Source organism: Pseudomonas sp. 10C3, assembly GCF_036346185.1.
GTDB lineage: Bacteria > Pseudomonadota > Gammaproteobacteria > Pseudomonadales > Pseudomonadaceae > Aquipseudomonas.
On the sequence record NZ_JASJVE010000001.1, the window covers coordinates 60,433 to 78,206 of the forward strand.

Below are 17,774 nucleotides of genomic sequence, written 5' to 3' on the forward strand. Positions count from 1 at the left end.
CACGAAAGCATTTCGACATCAGTTGTATAGACAGGCAGAATAAACTTCAAGAATGATAATTACAATCATCTGTTACAAATAACGCTGTAACAAAACAGTACTTCCATTGTCGAGCATAGCGGTTTGACGAGGCATGGCACAGACCAGCACGCCGAGCTGACGGGGGGCAGACTGGCGACGTGCTGATTATTGCGGAGACCGTCAGGCCTGCATTTGTTTGAAGGCCACTTCGGCACGTCTGCCGATTTGTTCGGGCGTCAGGTCTTCCTTGTGGGTAGCGATGAACCACAAGTGCCCAAAAGGATCTCTCACAGCGCCAGAACGGTCACCGTAAAACTGATCCTTGACCTCACTCACGACCGTGGCCCCGGCGTCGACGGCGCGCGTGAATTGCGTGTCGACGTCGGGCACATACAGGTACATGCCAAATGAAGGTTTACTCATCGGATCGGCGCTGTTGAACCCGCCCTGATCACATGGATCGGCGAGCATCAGCCTGGAATCGCCGATCTGAATGTCGGCGTGCCCGACTTTACCGTCCGGGTTGTTGAGGTGGAAATTCTCAGTGGCGCCAAATGCCTTTTTGTAAAACTCGATGGCCTTGGCTGCATCTTTGACGCCCATGTACACGGTCAGGCTATGGAAGCCCTCCGGGATTGCTTTGACGCTCATGTCCATTCTCCTTTTTACGAAGATAGGTACGGCTTACAAAGACAGGTACGCCGGTTGGTCAACTGAAGACCAGGTCCGTTCGTTGCGGCAGATCAGACGCAGTTGGCCGTCCTTAAGGCGGGCCTGTCGTTCGAGGCGGTTTCTGCCCCACGACGTCGCTGCTCACTGCTGCTTTATTCTATGACGCATTCGGTTGCCTCGAAAGGTCCTCAGCGTGCGGCTCTTACCGCCATGACACCATCAACCTCGACGCCGCGCTGCAGGCCGAAAAAAGTCGCCGTCAGCACACCCACGCCCCCCATGATTGCGCAATAGCCTACGCATACCCAAGGGCTCCACGGCATTAGCGCGATCAATATCAACGGCGTGGTGCTGGCCCAGAGTGCGTAGGCGATGTTGTAGGTGAACGAAATACCCGACACACGGATATGCGCCGGGAACAGCCCGACCATCACCGACGGCACCACACCGACGATGCCGCAGGACAACCCCGCGATGGCATAGGCAAGACCGGGTGAGAGCCAGCCGCCAATCAGGCTGGCATACAACAACGCGATCCCCAGCGGCAACAGCAGGCTGTACAGCACCACGCCGCGCCAGGCGCCAAAACGATCCACTACCAGACCGGCCAGGACGCAGCCGATGTTCAGAAAAACAATCCCCAGTGCGCTCAGGGCGAACGTGTGGCTGGCGGTCATGCCGAATCGTTGCTGCATCACTGTCGGGGTGATCACCACCAGCACCACGACTGCAGAGGTCAGCACGCACGTCAGCAACGCCGCTGGTAATAATGCCTGGCGATGTTCGCGCAGCACCGCTCGCAACGGAAACTCGGGCTGGGCTTCACGCTGTGCCTGCAGGGCCATGAACACCGGGGTTTCGCTCAACCAGCGCCGAAGCCAGACACCCACCACGCCAAACACACCGCCCAGCAGAAACGGAATGCGCCAGGCGTAATCGAGAATTTCCGCAGGGCTGAACACCTGCGCCAGCCAGGTCGCCGTCAGCGCGCCCAGCAAATAGCCAAACGTCAGCCCGGCTTGTAGCACGCCCAACGCATAGCCACGATGACCTCTGGGCGCATGCTCGGCGACGAACACCCAGGCGCTCGGGACCTCTCCACCCACTGCGGCGCCTTGCAGGATACGCAGGGCCAACAGAATCAGCGGCGCCCAGTAACCTATCTGGGCATAGGTCGGCATCACCCCGATCAGCAGGCACGGGAGTGCCATCAACAAAATGCTCAGGCTGAACACGCGCTTGCGGCCCAATCGGTCAGCGAAGTGCGCCATCAGGATGCCGCCCAGCGGCCGAGCCAGATAACCGGTGACGAAAATGCCGAAGCTTTGCAGCAAGCGCAGCCATTCAGGCATGTCTGGCGGAAAAAACAGCTGACTCAAGGTCAGCGCGAAGAACACAAAGATGATGAAGTCATAGATTTCCAGCGCCCCACCGAGCGCCGCAAGGCCCAAGGTTGTGTAGTCAACCCGGGACAGCGGCTGGAGGCGTGGTCGAATAATGGCTGTCATGAGCAATCCAAAACGTGAAGTGATTAAGGCTCGACCGTCACGACAGGTCGCTCCATTGAAACTGTCACGCGACGCTTTTCGCCCGGACGCTGGACGCGAAGCATAGCAAAGCGCACTTGATTGGCAGCACATACACGGCGCAAATGATGGCGCCGTCCCAGGAAGGCCCGGCGCGTCAAGCCATTCGCGGCCACCAAGATGTCCCCGACACAGGAGTCTACATGCTCGATTGCGCTCTCTGATGGGCACCCATATCAGAAAACGCACTTCTATAGAGCATAAAAACGACACTTAAATAGGGTAAAACGCCAAAAAACGACTGATATGCCTGCATTTTTTGTGAAAACCGCACTTATTACAGGGAATGGCTCGGTCCTTGCCTGTTCACCCGTATCTTTGATGCCGTTGTTTAAGGAGTCCGGCATGACCCTGCACAGTGATTCAATGCAGCTATCCACCGCTGAAAAGCATTGGCTGCCCTGGTTCGGCAAGACAGGAAAACTGGCCATGAGGCGCTCCTGTCGTATGAACAAGTCCATTTACTCTGTGATCGAAGGCACGTTCGAATCGATCGCCGAAACCCGCGTCAAATTGCTCCAGCATTGGGCTCAAGAGTATTGGGAACACTTGAGCGAACTGAGCACCAACGTCGCACGCGACCTTACCCGGATCGATGCCTTGGTACTGGTGGAGAAGCTCAGCCAGGCGTCGGACTTTTCCGAGCTCTTTGTCGTCGATATTCAGGGCGAGGTGCTTGCCTCGACATGGCCAGCGCATTGCAACGCCAAGGATCTGGACCCTCGTGCGCTGGCAGAAGGCCTGAAAAAGCCATTCTTGCACGGTCCATACAGCGATCCGCTGACCTTGAAAATTGGTCCGTCGTCCTCACGCTTCCATGACGAAGTTACCCTGATGTTCTATCAGCCGCTCTTGCTCGATGGCAAAGTGCTGGGCTGCCTGTGCGGGCGGGTACCCAACGATGTGCTTGGGGATTTGATCCAGCGCGAAGCCGGGCATATCTACCCTGAGTCTGGCGATAACTACCTGTTCATGGTCAAGGCCGGCTTCGACCGCGCCCTGCAACCCGGCATCGCACTGTCACGCTCGCGCTTCGAAGACAACGCATTTACCCACGGGGAAAACCTCAAGACCGGCGTGCACACCGCTTGGGGCTCGGTGAAGATCCAGCGTCACACCGAGCTCGAATTGCGTTTTATCGATCCTGCCACTCAACAATTGCACCCCGGCGTGCGCGAAACCATTCGCACCGGCTCCAACCTGTTCGTCACCTATCCCGGCTATTCCGACTACCGGCACATCCCGGTGATTGGCAAGGGTGTGACCTTCCAGCTGCCCGGCTCGGCGGATCACTGGGGCATGATGTGTGAGGCCGATCTGGAGGAAGTCTATCGGCGTCGTTCTCTGAGCTACGGCCTGATGAAACCCTATCTGGCAACCATGGGTGGCCTGTTCACCTGCAATTATCTGGTCCAGCATTACAGCGGCCTGGGTCAGTTGCAGATCGACGGCATCGAGATATTCAGCATGGCGATCACCGCCCTGCTGTTCTCATCATTCGGGCCTAAACGCCTGGCGGTGCGCCTGAGCGACATGACGCAAGTGATCCGCACCATCGCCGAGGGCGAAGGCAACCTGCGTCAGCGCCTTGATACCGAGAAGATGGCCAACGACGAAACCGGTGACATGGGCCGCTGGATCAACAGTTTCATCGACAATCTGGATGCGGTGGTCGGTCAGGTGATCCACGCCTCCAAAAGCATGGGCAAGACTAATGCACTGATGCTCGGCAGCAGCCAGGAAGCCGGTTTTACCTCCACCGAAGTGGCTGAAGCGGTAAACCGCATGATGCTGATCGTCGAGGGGCAACTGAGTGAAATCAACCAGGCGTCATTGACGGCCGAGCAGATGAAGCAGGCCATGGACCACGTGGTTCGACGTGCCCGCGAGCAGTTTGAGGCGGTCCGCGTGGGCACCCAGTCGATTCGCGACGTGGTCGAGCGCTCGGCTTCCAGTGTGCAGTTGCTCGACAGCCGAATGTCGCAGATCAGCCAGATCGTCGGCCTGATCACCAACATCACCAATCAGACCAACCTGCTGGCGCTCAATGCCGCCATCGAAGCCGCTCGCGCCGGTGAGCACGGTCGTGGTTTTGCGGTAGTCGCCGATGAAGTACGCAGCCTGGCAATCCGTACCGCCAGTGCCGCCGATGACATTAAACACATGGTCGAGGGGCTGCAAAGCGAAACCCAACAAGCCGTGGCCTTCATGGAGAGCGGCGTGCAGGACGTCGACAACCACCTGCGAACCACCGAAGACGCTTCATCGGAAAACGCTCAGCTGCACCATGAGGTTGAAAGCATGATCAGCATCATCCAGCAGCTCAGCGACCGCAGCCTGGATTATGGCAAGACCATCAAGCGCGTGGACCTGGCCTCAGGCGAGATGCGCCAGACCGTAGTTGTGTTGCAAAGCAGCGCGGAAACCGTACGCCTGAATGCCAACAAACTGCAAAAGCTGGTGGGCCAGTTTGAAGTCAGCAGCGGGCGGGAGAGAAGCGCTTTGGCTTCGTAGATATACGGCCTCACTGATGCTTCGACAAGGACGTCGTCCCCTCAGTTACCGCCCAGGCGTAACTGCCGACTCTGGCAGCACCTTCTCCATGTACAGACTGCGCAAGATGATGCCGCTGGGATGAACGTATTCCTCGTCCCTCATCGCGATAAACCCGGCCGCCTGATAGAACGCAACAGCATTCAGCGAGGAAAACAGATATACGCGCCTGAATGCGTGTTGCAACGCCAGTGCTTCGATGCCCTGCAGCAAGTGTTTGCCGATGCCTTTTCCGCTGTGGTCCGGGTCGACGAAGATGGCATCGACTTCGCCGGTTTGCAGGTCGAGGATCGCATAGCCCCGCAGTTGGCCGCCCTCTTCGGCGATCAACGCGCCTTGGCTGGCAATCAGTCGGAGGTACGTCTCTGGCGCGGTCGTCGCACTCCAGATGTCGATCTGTGCCGGCGAGTAATGGCCCGCGCAACTGACCCGCACCGCGCGGGTTCTGAGCGCCCACAGGCGCGGTATATCGTCGATGAATGCCGGTTTGAGTTCGATCATTGCCTTGTTCACACACCCTGTCGAGAAGTTGTTCAACTGCGTTTGGCTCGACGTGCGGCCGCTTGCCCTTGCACGGAAAGATCCCTGTCACCGTCGTCATGGCACAACGGTATTTCCAGCGAACCGGAGACAATTAAGCCTGAATTAAGTCTGAGTGGTTACTCTGGACTCAACCAAACAGTTGAACCCAAAGGAAAATCCAATGAAAACCTTGAATGCCATGTTCGCCATCCTCGCCCTGACGGGTGTCGCGGGCCTCGCACAAGCGGATATCGGGCCCGATGAAATCGTTCGCCTGCACAAGGCTGGCACCGTAATGGACTTCGAAGTGTTGAACAAAGCAGCGCTGGTCAAACACCCTGGCGCAACCCTGCACAGTACCGAACTGGAAAACTCCTACGGTCGCTACATCTACCAAACCGAAATGCTCGACGCTAAAGGCGTCAAATGGGATGTAGACCTGGACGCCAAGACGGGTGAAGTACTGAAAGACAAGCAAGATACCTGAGTGAGCATCATTGTTGCCCGGCCAACTTTCGAATTGCAGACGAATCAACGTCTCTGCCGCCAGCGCCCCTATAAACAGATTGTGGTTCCAAGGCTTGAAGCGATTGGAATCGTAGAACGCCATGCCGCTGATGGCTGGGGACTTTTCCCATACATGGCTGGGCGCCACGGTGCCTTCGACGGTTTTGCCCTTGGCCTCCGGCGCTCTGCCGTCAGGGAAGATACGCACGACCTTGCCTTGCAGCTTGTCCAGATCCTGAGCCGTCGGGCGGTTGTTGTTTTCGCCCAAGGTGATGAACAGATAGCCATCGCGGTCGAAGACCATGCGCGAGCCGAAGTGATTACCCGTCGACAGTTTCGGTTCCTGACGGAAAATCACGTTGAAGTTCTCCAGCCCGCTCATGTCGAGGGAGAGCCGGCCACGACCTACAGTCGTGCCGCCAGCAGGCTGAACAAGGCACTGGCACAGAGTGTCGCGATCAATGTTTCCGTCGCACGCAGTTCAATTCAGGTCCCCGCGCTGGATTTTCGTGGCGCCCCCGGACGGTTGCTGGCGGGTCGGATAGCCATTGCGGATGCCACCGTTCTCTAGAGTGGGGGGGCGCGGATTGGGGACCGTGTTTGGCCCGCGTACCGGAGGAGTACTGGATTCCGTGCCTTGCCGACTATTGGGATTGGCGCGACGGATAGGGCTGTTATAGGGGTTATTTTTGCTGTTCTCGAGCATACCCGGTGAACTGGCACCCGCGAGCATCAGGTCACGATCCATAGGGGCTGAAGCGGTTTGGGAGTGGGCCATGCTGGTCATGCCCATCCCCAGAAACCCACTCAGCGTCAGTGTTGCAATACTGCGCACTAGACTATTCATCGCTTACCTTCTGTTCGAAACGGTCACGACACAGACGTTTGATAACCGTTGCGTCTCTAGGTTCGTCCTCAAACTGCAAACAGATCAACCTATGCGGGAATCAGTGTGTAACAACAATAGTCTGCGCCACTGCACGGCTCCTATTCCAGTGGCAAAGCGTTCCTGTCATGCGCCGATTTGACTGAATGCGGTTACAGTGATCGGCACGGATTCTGATCCTGTCAGCCCGAGATGAAGGAGTGGTGGCAATCATGGAAAAAACAGCCGAACAAGAGGTCACAGGCCCACAGTTTTGGCGCGATGAATACCTGCCATTCATCGAAGCCCGGTCGATTCAGGATGGGCGGCAGATCTGCTATGACCGACACGCCCATGAAACTTTTTCCATCGGCGCGGTTACAGGCGGGCGCAGCACGTACCTGAACGGGCGCTCGCAGGAGCGCATCGGAGCCGGAGTGGTAGTGCTCATGAACCCGGACGATGTTCATGCCTGCAATCCGCTGGATGATCATCCGTGGTCTTATCGAATGATGTACGTGGATGTTGCTTGGCTGACGCGCCTTCAACATGAACTGGGCTTTAGCGAAAATCAGGACTTCAGAGCGTTTTCGGCGATCATGAGCACGGAGCCTGCGCTATATGACGGGCTCAATCGCCTGTATGCAATGCTCATCGACGCCCAAACCGATACGTTGCATAAGCACACTGCCGTTATCGAGTTTTTCACCCATGTACAGCAGACACTCAACCCTGCTCCGGCCTTGGCCAAAGATGCCAACTTCAAACTTAAACGTGCTGCGGACTTCATCAGCGAGCACTGCACGCGATCATTGAGTCTGGAAGAAATCTGCGCGTCGGCTGACTTGTCGGCCTCCTACCTGATCCGCGCGTTCAAGCAGCACTACGGCATGACGCCACATGCATACCTGATAAACCGCCGCCTGCAATTTGGCCGCGCACAGCTCAAACGGGGTCATCGGATTGCGGATGTCGCCCTTGAGGCGGGCTTTGCCGATCAGGCGCATTTTCAGCGGGCATTCAAACGCTTCCATGCCGCCACGCCACGCCAATACCGAGGCTGACGGGGGTCAAGCGACCAGCAGGTACACGGCGCTGCCGGCCAACAACAATGCCATCGCACGATTAAACACACGAACCCGCGCCGGCACCTGTAGATAGCTGCGCAGGCAGGTGCCCGCATAAGCCCAGCAGGCAATCGAGCCGTAGCAAACCACGAAGTACACCCCCGCGAACTGCCAGATCAACAGGTCTGCGCCATTGGCCGCATACGCTCCCATGCCTGCCAGCGATGCCAGCCACGCCTTGGGATTGAGCCACTGCATCGCTGCCCCGTATAAAAATGACGGGCCCTTGACCTGCTTCCCGGCGCCCAACGTGCCGTTATCCACCGCTAGCTTGTAAGCCAGGAACAACAGAAAAGCCACGCCCGCCCACTGGATGACCTGGGTCAGGAACGGCCAATGGCTAGACAGTTCATGCAACCCCAACCCAATCATCAACAGCAACACCGTGAAGCCCACCGTCGCACCACTCACATGCGGCAGACTGGCACGAAAGCCGAACTGCGCACCGGAACTCAATGCCACGATGTTCACTGGCCCTGGCGAAATAGAAGACGCCAACGCGAACGCGGCCATGGATATAAGCATGCTCATTTAATACCTTCATTTTTTACGGCGTTTTTTGAGATAGCCGTACGAAGGTAAAGACTGAGCGCCCTCGGTTATTGAACAAAATAACCCTGTGTCGCGATCAATACGGCAGCTGAGCGCGGGCTTGCCTGCGAAAAGGCACTTTTTCAGAGAGCCATGACACTCACTTGCCTATGTTTTTTATCTAATGCATGGCGGGCTTATTCGCCGATGTCTTCGTTCCACAACTCAGGCTTGCTGGCGATAAAGCCGCGCATCAACTCGATGCAGGTGTGATCCTGGACCACATCGACCTCCACGCCTCTGGAGCGCAACAATGCTTCCTCACCCATGAACGTCTGATTTTCGCCCACCACGATTTTTTGAATGCCATACAGCAGGATCGCGCCGCTGCACATCGCACACGGCGACAACGTGGTGTAAAGCACGGACTCTTTATACGTGCGCGCCGGTAAACGACCCGCGTTTTCGAACGCGTCCATCTCCCCGTGCTTGATCGCACTGCCCTCCTGTACTCGCCGATTGTGCCCACGGCCAATGATCTGCCCCTTGTGCACAATCACCGAACCAATCGGAATCCCGCCCTCGGCCAACCCCAGTTGAGCCTCTTCAATCGCCGCCTGCATGAATGGGTCCATGATTCCCCCTGCTGTTGAACAGATAAAAAGAACAGATCCGACCACCGCGGCTCACCGACAGTTTGCCCGTGCGTGATGGCCTGAACGCTAATGACTAACCGTGTCCTGCGCATCAAGCAGTGCTTTGGAGACGAAGGTCTCAAGCAGTTCGTCAGACTTTGCTTTCATGCTCATTCCGACATCCTTCTGTCTGGCGCGGAATTTATTGGCCAGCGCAGACGAAGGGCTTCCTTCATTCAGCTCGCGCAGTTCGTCAGGAGTGAAGGACTCCGCATAAGCGGTGGCCATGTTGCTGTTCCACTGCTCTTGGTAACGCGGCTGAAGGTGCTGCAACGCATCTTGGACCGTGGTTTGCGCCTGGGTCTTGCCCACCTTCTGCACAAGGGTTGCAAAGGCCACGGTGCGCGAGGCGACCTGATAACCGAGCCAGGCAAGGCTGTCGCCCAAGTGGCGCTGCTGAACGAATGCCAGCGCGACATCATTGCCCTGTCCGGCCAGCGCACTGCGCGGGCCTGCCAGCAACACAAAGATCAGCAACCCAAGGATCACATTGCATGCCGTCTGCGAAAACGATGTGCGGTATTTCGTCATGTCGCCCTCTTGGCAACAGCACTGGGTGAGTTCCAGTCCGGCAGCGTCATCCGATAGATCTTGACCCCGCGCCGATGGTATTGGCTGTGGATGAACGTGTTGAAGCCTAGCTTCTCAATCACATTCACCGACGCGATATTTTCCGGCTCGACAATCGCGATCACCGAATCGATGCTCAGCGTTTCGAACGCGTAAGTCAGAGTGGCCATGGCCGCCTCCGTCGCCAAACCCTTGCCCCAGAAAGCACGGCCCAACCGATAGCCGATTTCCACTTCCTCGGCACCTTCCACGGGTTCGGCATTCAGACCGCAGAATCCGACAAACGCCGATGAACACTTCTCGACCACCGCCCACGGACCGAAGTCATTGGCCTGATATGAAAAAAAACACCCGGCCACGAACTCACGCGTCGCCTTCTCGGTCAACACACCCCTGACCGAATGCCGCATAACCTGTGCATCACCCAAAATCAACGCGAGGGCGGGCACATCCTCGGCCGTCAACTCGCGGATAATCAGTCTGTCGGTTTCTAAATGCAGTCCTGTCCTGCCCATTTGTGCCTCGTTGTCGCACGCATGGGGTGGATTTACGCACATCATCCAGCCCTTATGCGAGCGCTTCGCACCGAGCCGGGTGCGACGCGACCTAATGGCTGAGCGTCTGGTTGAAGGCGTCGACGGGGAAATCGACTTTAGGGAAGAGTCGCAGATAAAAACGGAGCCTGATAAGGCTCCGCAGGATTGGATCAATGACCAAAAGCACCGGCATCGGATTTTTTGGCTTTTTTATCAGCGCGTTTTTCATCGAGGGTTTTAGCCGGTTTCTTCTTCGCGGCTTTCTTTGATTCCATGCCTTTGCTCATGATGCGCTCTCCACTGTGAGTGATCTTGCCTCAGTTATACACCTAATCGGATGCCACACTGGTACCGATTGCCGCGCGCTATGATGCGCTGCCCGTAAGGCCGTCTTTATAGATTAGGCCTTCTTTGATTTGTTGCCGCCGTGCTATCGAGCCTCATGTCCGCCACTCAGTTCTACGTGTTGTCCGAGCTGTCCAGACCACTGCTGGACAAGTTCTATCGAGCACACAAGTCACCGATGCGTGCTGGCAAAGACGCGCAATTGTGGGTGGCGAAACAGACTGAAATCATCGGGGCAATGTGCCTGACGCCGGTCGCCAACGGGCATTGGCTGACCGGTTTGTTCGTCGCCCCCTTATTGCGCGGCCAAGCCATCGCCAGTCGCTTGCTCGGCGAAGCCTTGACGCACACTCGCGGACCGGTCTGGTTGTTTTGCCATCCGGAGTTGTTGGCTTTTTATCAGCGCGCAGGGTTCGAAGCGATATCTGTCTTGCCAGAACCGTTGTCAGATCGATTCGAGCGCTACACTCGCACCAAGGCCTTGATAGCGATGAGCCGATCAAACCTCCAGCCATAGAACCTTTAGTTCAGTGGCATGCGCAAAAATGTGTGATCGCAGGGGGTAAATCTGCGTGGTAGCCTCCGAGCTGGATGGGCTCGAGTCGGGCCTGGACGACAAAGACTGGTAATGAAACGTCAGCTTATCGCTTACTCCCTCACCACCCTGCTCGGGACCGCTCTGGTCCAGGCCGCCGAAAACCCTGCAACCACACACCCTGAAACACTGCCCGCGCTTGCTTTCGCCGTCACGGCAGAGCAGTTTTCCAGGGTGTTATCGGGGGCATGGAGATCACCGGAAAATCGTGCAAGGGATCAATATCGTCATCCGCAACAAACCCTGCAATTCTTCGGTGTGCGCCCCAATCAGACCCTGATTGAAATTACCCCCGGCAACGGCTGGTACAGCGAGCTGCTGGCGCCGTTGCTCAAGGACGAAGGTCATTACATTGCAGCTGTACAGACACCTGCCAGCGGCGATTATTACCGTAAGGCCGCCGACAGCCTGAAACAGAAGTTCGCCGCCGATCCAGCGCGCTATGGCAAGGCGCAGATCATTGAGTTCGACCCGCAAGCACCGGTCTTCGGCAAACCGGCGTCTGCGGATACTGTGCTGACGTTCCGTAATGTGCATAACTGGGTGATGGCTGACGACGCGCCAGCGATGTTCAAGGCGTTTTACGCGGTACTGAAACCGGGCGGTACCTTGGGTGTGGTCGATCATCGGGCCAAAGAAGGAGCCTCACTGGAGGCCATCAAACAGAGCGGCTATCTGCCCACCACGTACGTGGTCAAGCTGGCCACCGAAGCCGGGTTCACCCTAGCGGACGAAAGCGAAATCAACGCCAACCCAGCAGATACCAAGGACTACCCACAAGGGGTATGGACCCTGCCACCGTCCTTGAGATTGGGAGAACAGGACCGGGCCAGGTACCTGGAAATTGGCGAGTCGGACCGAATGACTCTGCGCTTCATCAAGCCGGTCCAGATCGCCCACTAAACATTCGCCTACCCGCAGACTCACTCGTCCGCGTCGGGGTCCATGTCCGGAAACAGCACTTCAGTGTAACCAAACTTACTGAAGTCGCTGATCCGCGAGGGGTACAACCGGCCGATCAGGTGATCACATTCATGCTGCACTACGCGGGCATGAAAGCCATGAGCAATGCGCTGAATCGGGTTGCCATCCGGATCGAAACCTTCGTAACGAATATGCTCGTAACGCTCCACAGCGCCGCGTAAACCCGGTACTGATAGACACCCTTCCCAGTCCTCTTCCAGGAATGGGCTGAGGGGTGTGATCAACGGATTGAGCAGAATGGTTTGCGGCACGGCATCCGCTTCCGGGTAACGCTCGCTGTGCTCGAAACCGAAGATCACCAATTGCAGATCGATACCAATTTGCGGTGCCGCCAGACCTACTCCGCCGACGCTGTCCATGGTCTCGAACATGTCTGCAATCAAGGCCTCAAGTTCCGGCGTACCGAACAGGGCTTCAGGTACCGGGGGCGCGATTCGCAGCAAGCGCTCGTCGCCCATTTTCAGAATTTCTCGAATCATAAAAAGCCTTATAGGTCAGCCAAGGGCACAATCGTGCCACATCATGCTCATGATTCGTCAGCCTTCACAGGCATCGGGATGGAATGATCACGCCCGAGCCCGGAGATGTGATGCTTGTCATCAGGCTGATGGCTAGCGCCGAATGCTTTGTCCCCCGGATTCTTGCCCTCGGCGGACATGTGTTCGATCACCGCATTCATTTCCGCGCCGAGCAACAGCACCGCCGCCGAAATATAGAAATACAGCAACAGCACAATGATCGCGCCGATGCTGCCGTACATGGCGTTGTAATCGGCAAACGTTTTCACGTAATAACCAAAGCCCAGAGAGGCCACAATCCAAACCACCACGGCCAGGACCGAACCGGGAGTAATGAAGCGAAACTTCTGCTCCACATCAGGCATGACGTAGTAAATCAACGCCACCGCCACCATCAACAACATGATGATCAAGGGCCAACGCAGGACGGTCCACAAGGTGACGATAAAGTCCTCCATGCCGATCTGCCCGGCCAGCCAGTTCATCACTTGCGGTCCGGTGACCATGAACGCAGCGGCGGCCAGCAACATTCCGGCAATACCCACGGTGTAGAGAATCGACAGAGGGAAACGCTTCCAGATTGGCCGCCCTTCCACCACATCGTAGGCGGCGTTCATGGCACTCATCATCAAGCGCACACCCGCCGAGGCGGTCCATAGCGCGATAACGATACCGACCGACAGCAACCCGCCCTTGGACTGCTGCAACTGATCAATCACTGGATTAACCTGCTCAAGCGCCTGTGGCGGCAACACCAGTTCCGATTGCAGGCGCAGCCAGGAGAAAAAGTCCGGCAGGTGCAGAAAGCCGATCAGGGCGATGAGAAACAACAGAAACGGAAAAAGCGAAAACAGCATTTGATACGCTAATGCCGACGCATAGGTCGACATTTCATCATTAATGAACTCGTTGACGGTATGCACCATCACCTTACCCAATGGAAGCTGGCGCAACTCCGGAAAAATCATCGTATCTCCTTACCCTACAACTCAAGCCGACTTCATTGATCGATAGGTGGGCGCTTCAACTGCTCAGCCTTTCTGTCCACAGGCAGGCGTTCTACCTTAAGGTAGCCCAATTGGCGACGCCAAAGAGGTATCAATCCTTTTCCGGTTATTCGGCCCATTACTCAAGCCCTGTAAACAGCGTGATCAGATAGAGCAACGGCCATCAAAAGATGACCGTTGCGATTCACTGCTAGCTCACTTACATACTCAGATTTTATCGACACCCTTTTTCACCGCATCCTTTGCTTTGCCTACGGCTTCCTGGGCTTTACCTTTGATTTCCTGGGCCTTGCCTTCAGTCCTGAGTTTCGGGTTGTCAGTGGCTTTGCCAATGCCTTGCTTGACGTTACCCACTGCTTCGTTGGTCATGCCTTTGATTTTATCGCCACTGCTGCTCATGGTGTTTCTCCAGGGTAGGAAAATAAGCGTCATAACCTCGACATAAGGATTGACCCACCTCCGTCGCGCAGAGTTTCAAAAAATTTCCCAGTCGGTCTTTCCGTTCGTCGCAGACTCAATGCTCTAAAACCCGGCCATTTCACCGCGTAATGCAGGTTTAACTTTAAGTTTGCGCGACAACCCCCGAGAATGCGCAACGCAGTCAGGCTGTGGTGGTCAAGGCCACCGCGCTGTACACACAGATCCACAGGAACGTTATGAAACTCGATAAAAAGCTGGCCATCGCTCGTAGGAACCAGGAACTCGGCGGTGCCGTGCTCGGTGTCAACAACACCCATTTCACGGTGCTGAACACCAACAAGAACATCTGGTGGTTTGACCTGCCCATGAGCCGCCTGAAGATCGGTCAATACGAGTGGGTGCACTTGCTACTGCACACACCGAGCACCGATGAACTGCTGCACTTGAAAGTGCCAACGGTGTATCTGCGCGATCATATGGAAGGCCTGGTGGTCCGCAACAAGGACAAACGCAACTCGAGCCTCAGCCTGGAACTGAGCGCCGACAAGGACTCGTTCCTTAAAGACGTTCGCCCTGCGGGTGCCAATGTGCCGTTCGCGTCCTTCGTGCAGAAATAGGCCCCACGAGACATCCCTGTGAGATTGAGCCGACGGCTTGGGCTTTTTCCTCGAATGGGCCGCGGACCGAACGCACTGCAGGGCCACACCGTGGCCTGTCGGCATTGCGTTCGGAAAGGCTGAGCCTTCAGACCAGCTCGATGCGATCCGCGTGAATAACGATCTGGCCCTGCTTGTACAGCGCACCAATCGCTTTCTTGAAGTTACCTTTGCTGACCCCGAACAAGCCGCTGATCACTTGCGGATCGCTCTTATCGCTGACCGGCAGCACGCCGTTGTTTTCCCGCAACTTGGTGAGGATCTTCGAGTTCAGACTGCTGGCCGCTTCCTCACCCACCGGTTGCAGGCTCAGGCTGATATTGCCGTCCGCGCGAATTTCTTTGATGAAGCCTTTCTCTTCTTTGCCCGGGCGCAAGAATTTGAACACTTCGTTCTTGTGAATCAGGCCCCAATGCTTGTTGTTGATAATGGCCTTGAAGCCCATGTCCGTCGCTTCAGCCACCAGCAAATTGACTTCTTGTCCGACCTTATAATCGGCGGGCGTCTTGTCCAGATAGCGATCCAGCCGGGCGGTAGCGGTGATCCGGCGCGTGTGCTTGTCCAGATAAACGTGGACCACGCAATAATCGCCAGCCTGCAACGAATGCTTTTCTTCGGAGTAAGGCAGCAACAGATCCTTGGACAGGCCCCAATCAAGGAAAATGCCAATGCTGTTCACTTCAAGGACTTTCAAGCTGGCGAACTCACCGACCTGGACCTTGGGTTTCTCAGTGGTGGCAATCAGCTTGTCGTCACTGTCCAGGTAAACGAAGACATTGAGCCAGTCTTCATCTTCGCTGGGAATATCTTTCGGGATATAGCGATTGGGCAGGAGGATTTCGCCGTCCTGAGCGCCGTCCAGATACAAACCAAAGTTAGTGTGTTTTACCACTTGCAAGCTGTTGTAGCGCCCGACTAAAGCCATTTCCAAATACCCTCATTACGTGGGCGGCATTCTACCCGAGTTTGCCATTGTGTTCGCGGCTCCCGCCGACGAGGCGCGAGGCCGATCAGAAAGACTATAACAATCAATGATTTGCTCATAACGCCGAGCGTCCCGCGCCTCCGCTCGTCAGATCAATAGAGGCCCTGGCCCCACCGCTCTATTCCAGGTAAATCCGCTCATGAAATAACTTCTCAGTTAAAACAGTCAGTTGCGGCCAAATACCGTGACAACCTGTCCAACAGGAGAGGCCCAAACCCATGCGTTTCAGAGCTATATTTACCAAGCAATTGTCAAGCATTTCATATACAATTGCTGGCCGTATTGAATTTTACATAGGTTAATGGAAGCCATGCGCGTAAAAGCATCCAACTCGAAACCAAAGGCAGCTCCAGCCGTTGAGACCAGCGACTCGATCAACGCACAGATTGCTACGTTCCTGAAATCTGGCGGTCAGATTCAAGAGATTGCTAAAGGCGTCAGCGGCCAGACTTTCGGCCCGTCCAAGCAAATCACCCTCGGCAAGAAGTAATACCCCCGCCCCAGTTGTCGATCTCTATGCGCTTTGTTTTTCAAGGCGCTAGGGCTATCGATCCTTCGTTGCATGATCTTTTTCTCAAGCGTTGCCTTGCCCTTTGATACAGCTACGTTGCACAGCCGTAGCGGGACAGGCAGGATGATGACCTGACGGTCAGTTCCTTCCGCGGAATCCACTATGAACAAATGGATGCTTTTCTGCGCACTGCTTTGCCTGGGTGGTTGTGCATCACATCGTTGCGACACCTCAACCCGCTTCGACGAACCGTCCAGCGACACCCCCTGTCGCTCAGCGCATCTGCTTTATCAGAACGACATGCTCCAGGCCAAGCTGATGATCAGCGCAGGCGGTAGCGACAATATCGAACTGGCCAAGGCATTGCTCGAGCGCGCGGCCAGCCAGGATAGAAGCGGTGAAGCAGAGTTTTATCAGGCCGTCCTGTTGCTGCGTGCGAACAGCGATAACGCTGAAGCCATCGACCTGCTCGAACTGGCAGCCAAGCGTAATCATCCACTGGCAATCGCCCTGCTCGCCCAGCAACTGGCCAGCAGCGACGCCAAAAAAGCCGAACAGTACCGCGCCGACTATGCCGACCTGGATGTCGCCAAGAGCGGTTACCCGTCGTTCGATCAAGCCCTCCATGTAGCCAACGGCTTGATCACTCCGGCGCTCTAATCTCACAACAATTCGCCCGGATCGACGAACGGTCCGCGTCTTCCGTATTTCGCCGGTATCCTTGCACGGCTCTATTTCGCGGGTTCCGCGTGATCCTGCGCGCAAATCCAGAGGCGCGCGAACGTCACCCCTGACACTCCTTCGCCTTTTTCAGGAGTGAAGCATGTTCACGTACACCTATCGAGCGCTGGCGCTCAGCGCCTTGCTGGTCTGCCAGTCGGCCTCCGCGCAACTGCTGGAGCGCGACCTCGGCGACTTCGACCTCAAGCTCGGTAGCACACCGGCGCGCAGCATGGCGCAAGGCCTGGTGAAGCCTACCGGTGTCGGTTCGTTCCATGGCGGGCTGGACCTGACCCACGACAGTGGCTGGTACGCGGGGCAATGGTCACCCAGCGTGGGCGCCACCTCCAGCGCTGCCCTGGAAGTGGATTCGTACCTGGGCTTCAAGAAACCCTTCGATAAAACCCTGGGCTATGAACTGGGGATGATCCGCTACACCTACCCGGACGCAAGCCAGACCGACAGCCACCAGTTCTACGCCGGACTGACCGTGCTGGGCAGCCGCTTTGGCGCTGCACTGAGCAACGACCCCGGAAACCGCAACAGCACCTTGTTCGTTGACCTGGGCACACTTCAGCCGCTGGGTCTTGGCCTCCGGGTGCAGTACGCCAATCATCAGTTCGATACACCGCAATTGATCAGCGACGGCAGCGCGGTCAGCGCCTTCAATGACTGGTCACTGAATGTCTCGCGCCCCTGGTTTGGGGTCGACCTCAATCTGACTTACAGCGACTCCAGCCTGAGCGGCAACAGCTGCAGTGCTTACACGGGGCATAATACCCAATGCGAGGGAATGTTCACGCTCAAGGCAGTGCGCTCGTTTTTCTGAGGGACTGAACGGCTGTATT

At 56.4% G+C, this 17,774-nt stretch carries 21 protein-coding genes and 1 pseudogene; 9 read left to right on the top strand and 13 right to left on the bottom strand.

Going from position 1 to position 17,774, the window contains the following annotated elements; genetic code table 11:
- Positions 1-201 precede the first annotated feature (201 nt).
- A complete protein-coding gene (locus QN399_RS00305) occupies positions 202-672 on the bottom strand; it encodes a VOC family protein (RefSeq protein WP_330200369.1) in 471 nt (156 codons plus the stop codon).
- A 209-nt stretch (positions 673-881) separates the two neighbouring features.
- Positions 882-2,201 carry an MFS transporter gene (locus QN399_RS00310; protein ID WP_322181170.1) on the bottom strand — a complete coding sequence of 440 codons (1,320 nt, stop codon included), beginning with the start codon at positions 2,199-2,201 and terminating at the stop codon, positions 882-884.
- A gap of 423 nt (positions 2,202-2,624) precedes the next feature.
- Between QN399_RS00310 and QN399_RS00315 the strand changes: the two genes are divergently transcribed.
- Positions 2,625-4,793 carry a methyl-accepting chemotaxis protein gene (locus tag QN399_RS00315; protein WP_330200370.1) on the top strand — a complete coding sequence of 723 codons (2,169 nt, stop codon included), beginning with the start codon at positions 2,625-2,627 and terminating at the stop codon, positions 4,791-4,793.
- Positions 4,794-4,838: 45 nt separating this feature from the next.
- Here QN399_RS00315 and QN399_RS00320 read toward each other — a convergent pair whose 3' ends face one another.
- Complete coding sequence (locus QN399_RS00320) at positions 4,839-5,333, bottom strand: GNAT family N-acetyltransferase (RefSeq protein ID WP_330200371.1); 495 nt, start codon at positions 5,331-5,333, stop codon at positions 4,839-4,841.
- Between the two features lie 202 nt (positions 5,334-5,535).
- On the opposite strand from QN399_RS00320, the gene QN399_RS00325 reads away from it, so the two are divergent.
- Positions 5,536-5,841, top strand: a complete 306-nt coding sequence (locus QN399_RS00325; RefSeq protein ID WP_322181176.1) for a PepSY domain-containing protein — start codon at positions 5,536-5,538, stop codon at positions 5,839-5,841.
- 27 nt (positions 5,842-5,868) lie between these two features.
- On the opposite strand, the pseudogene QN399_RS00330 reads toward QN399_RS00325, so the two are convergent.
- Positions 5,869-6,279 (bottom strand): annotated as a pseudogene (locus QN399_RS00330) (PQQ-dependent sugar dehydrogenase); the annotation flags it as partial.
- Positions 6,280-6,342: 63 nt separating this feature from the next.
- Entirely contained in the window at positions 6,343-6,609 is a 267-nt protein-coding gene (locus QN399_RS00335; RefSeq protein WP_322217823.1) for a hypothetical protein, read from the bottom strand.
- Positions 6,610-6,959: 350 nt separating this feature from the next.
- Between QN399_RS00335 and QN399_RS00340 the strand changes: the two genes are divergently transcribed.
- Entirely contained in the window at positions 6,960-7,790 is an 831-nt protein-coding gene (locus QN399_RS00340) for an AraC family transcriptional regulator (protein WP_322181179.1), read from the top strand.
- A 6-nt stretch (positions 7,791-7,796) separates the two neighbouring features.
- Here the strand turns inward: QN399_RS00340 and QN399_RS00345 are convergent, their stop codons facing one another.
- The 4 genes from QN399_RS00345 to QN399_RS00360 all read right to left on the bottom strand — a co-directional run bounded on the left by QN399_RS00345 (position 7,797) and on the right by QN399_RS00360 (position 10,164).
- The gene (locus QN399_RS00345) at positions 7,797-8,384 is read right to left on the bottom strand and encodes a LysE family translocator (protein ID WP_322181181.1); all 588 of its coding nucleotides are present in this window, start codon (positions 8,382-8,384) and stop codon (positions 7,797-7,799) included.
- A 197-nt stretch (positions 8,385-8,581) separates the two neighbouring features.
- Positions 8,582-9,019 (bottom strand): nucleoside deaminase, encoded by a 438-nt coding sequence (locus tag QN399_RS00350; protein WP_219064643.1) that lies wholly within the window; start codon positions 9,017-9,019, stop codon positions 8,582-8,584.
- An 87-nt stretch (positions 9,020-9,106) separates the two neighbouring features.
- Positions 9,107-9,610 carry a hypothetical protein gene (locus QN399_RS00355; protein WP_330200372.1) on the bottom strand — a complete coding sequence of 168 codons (504 nt, stop codon included), beginning with the start codon at positions 9,608-9,610 and terminating at the stop codon, positions 9,107-9,109.
- Positions 9,607-10,164: a GNAT family N-acetyltransferase gene (locus QN399_RS00360; protein ID WP_322181185.1), complete on the bottom strand. Its 558-nt coding sequence runs from the start codon at positions 10,162-10,164 to the stop codon at positions 9,607-9,609. Before QN399_RS00360 ends, QN399_RS00355 begins: the two co-directional genes overlap by 4 nt.
- 463 nt (positions 10,165-10,627) lie before the next feature.
- Here QN399_RS00360 and QN399_RS00365 point away from each other — a divergent pair, with 463 nt between their 5' ends.
- Positions 10,628-11,047: a GNAT family N-acetyltransferase gene (locus QN399_RS00365; RefSeq protein WP_322181187.1), complete on the top strand. Its 420-nt coding sequence runs from the start codon at positions 10,628-10,630 to the stop codon at positions 11,045-11,047.
- A 111-nt stretch (positions 11,048-11,158) separates the two neighbouring features.
- Positions 11,159-12,028 carry a methyltransferase gene (locus tag QN399_RS00370; protein WP_322181189.1) on the top strand — a complete coding sequence of 290 codons (870 nt, stop codon included), beginning with the start codon at positions 11,159-11,161 and terminating at the stop codon, positions 12,026-12,028.
- A 20-nt stretch (positions 12,029-12,048) separates the two neighbouring features.
- Here QN399_RS00370 and def read toward each other — a convergent pair whose 3' ends face one another.
- The 3 genes from def to QN399_RS00385 all read right to left on the bottom strand — a co-directional run bounded on the left by def (position 12,049) and on the right by QN399_RS00385 (position 14,033).
- Positions 12,049-12,588 (bottom strand): peptide deformylase, encoded by a 540-nt coding sequence (def, locus tag QN399_RS00375; RefSeq protein ID WP_219064638.1) that lies wholly within the window; start codon positions 12,586-12,588, stop codon positions 12,049-12,051.
- Between the two features lie 47 nt (positions 12,589-12,635).
- Complete coding sequence (locus tag QN399_RS00380; protein WP_322181192.1) at positions 12,636-13,595, bottom strand: YihY/virulence factor BrkB family protein; 960 nt, start codon at positions 13,593-13,595, stop codon at positions 12,636-12,638.
- A 246-nt stretch (positions 13,596-13,841) separates the two neighbouring features.
- A complete protein-coding gene (locus tag QN399_RS00385) occupies positions 13,842-14,033 on the bottom strand; it encodes a CsbD family protein (protein ID WP_322181194.1) in 192 nt (63 codons plus the stop codon).
- Between the two features lie 257 nt (positions 14,034-14,290).
- On the opposite strand from QN399_RS00385, the gene QN399_RS00390 reads away from it, so the two are divergent.
- The gene (locus tag QN399_RS00390; protein ID WP_322181196.1) at positions 14,291-14,671 is read left to right on the top strand and encodes a hypothetical protein; all 381 of its coding nucleotides are present in this window, start codon (positions 14,291-14,293) and stop codon (positions 14,669-14,671) included.
- Between the two features lie 127 nt (positions 14,672-14,798).
- Here QN399_RS00390 and QN399_RS00395 read toward each other — a convergent pair whose 3' ends face one another.
- Complete coding sequence (locus QN399_RS00395) at positions 14,799-15,635, bottom strand: S1 RNA-binding domain-containing protein (protein WP_219064633.1); 837 nt, start codon at positions 15,633-15,635, stop codon at positions 14,799-14,801.
- A gap of 361 nt (positions 15,636-15,996) precedes the next feature.
- Between QN399_RS00395 and QN399_RS00400 the strand changes: the two genes are divergently transcribed.
- The 3 genes from QN399_RS00400 (at position 15,997) to QN399_RS00410 (ending at position 17,755) form a co-directional block, all read left to right on the top strand.
- Positions 15,997-16,185, top strand: a complete 189-nt coding sequence (locus tag QN399_RS00400) for a hypothetical protein (protein WP_219064632.1) — start codon at positions 15,997-15,999, stop codon at positions 16,183-16,185.
- A 183-nt stretch (positions 16,186-16,368) separates the two neighbouring features.
- The gene (locus tag QN399_RS00405) at positions 16,369-16,866 is read left to right on the top strand and encodes a hypothetical protein (RefSeq protein ID WP_322181198.1); all 498 of its coding nucleotides are present in this window, start codon (positions 16,369-16,371) and stop codon (positions 16,864-16,866) included.
- Between the two features lie 163 nt (positions 16,867-17,029).
- Positions 17,030-17,755: a TorF family putative porin gene (locus QN399_RS00410; RefSeq protein WP_322181200.1), complete on the top strand. Its 726-nt coding sequence runs from the start codon at positions 17,030-17,032 to the stop codon at positions 17,753-17,755.
- The last annotated feature ends 19 nt before the right edge of the window (positions 17,756-17,774 follow it).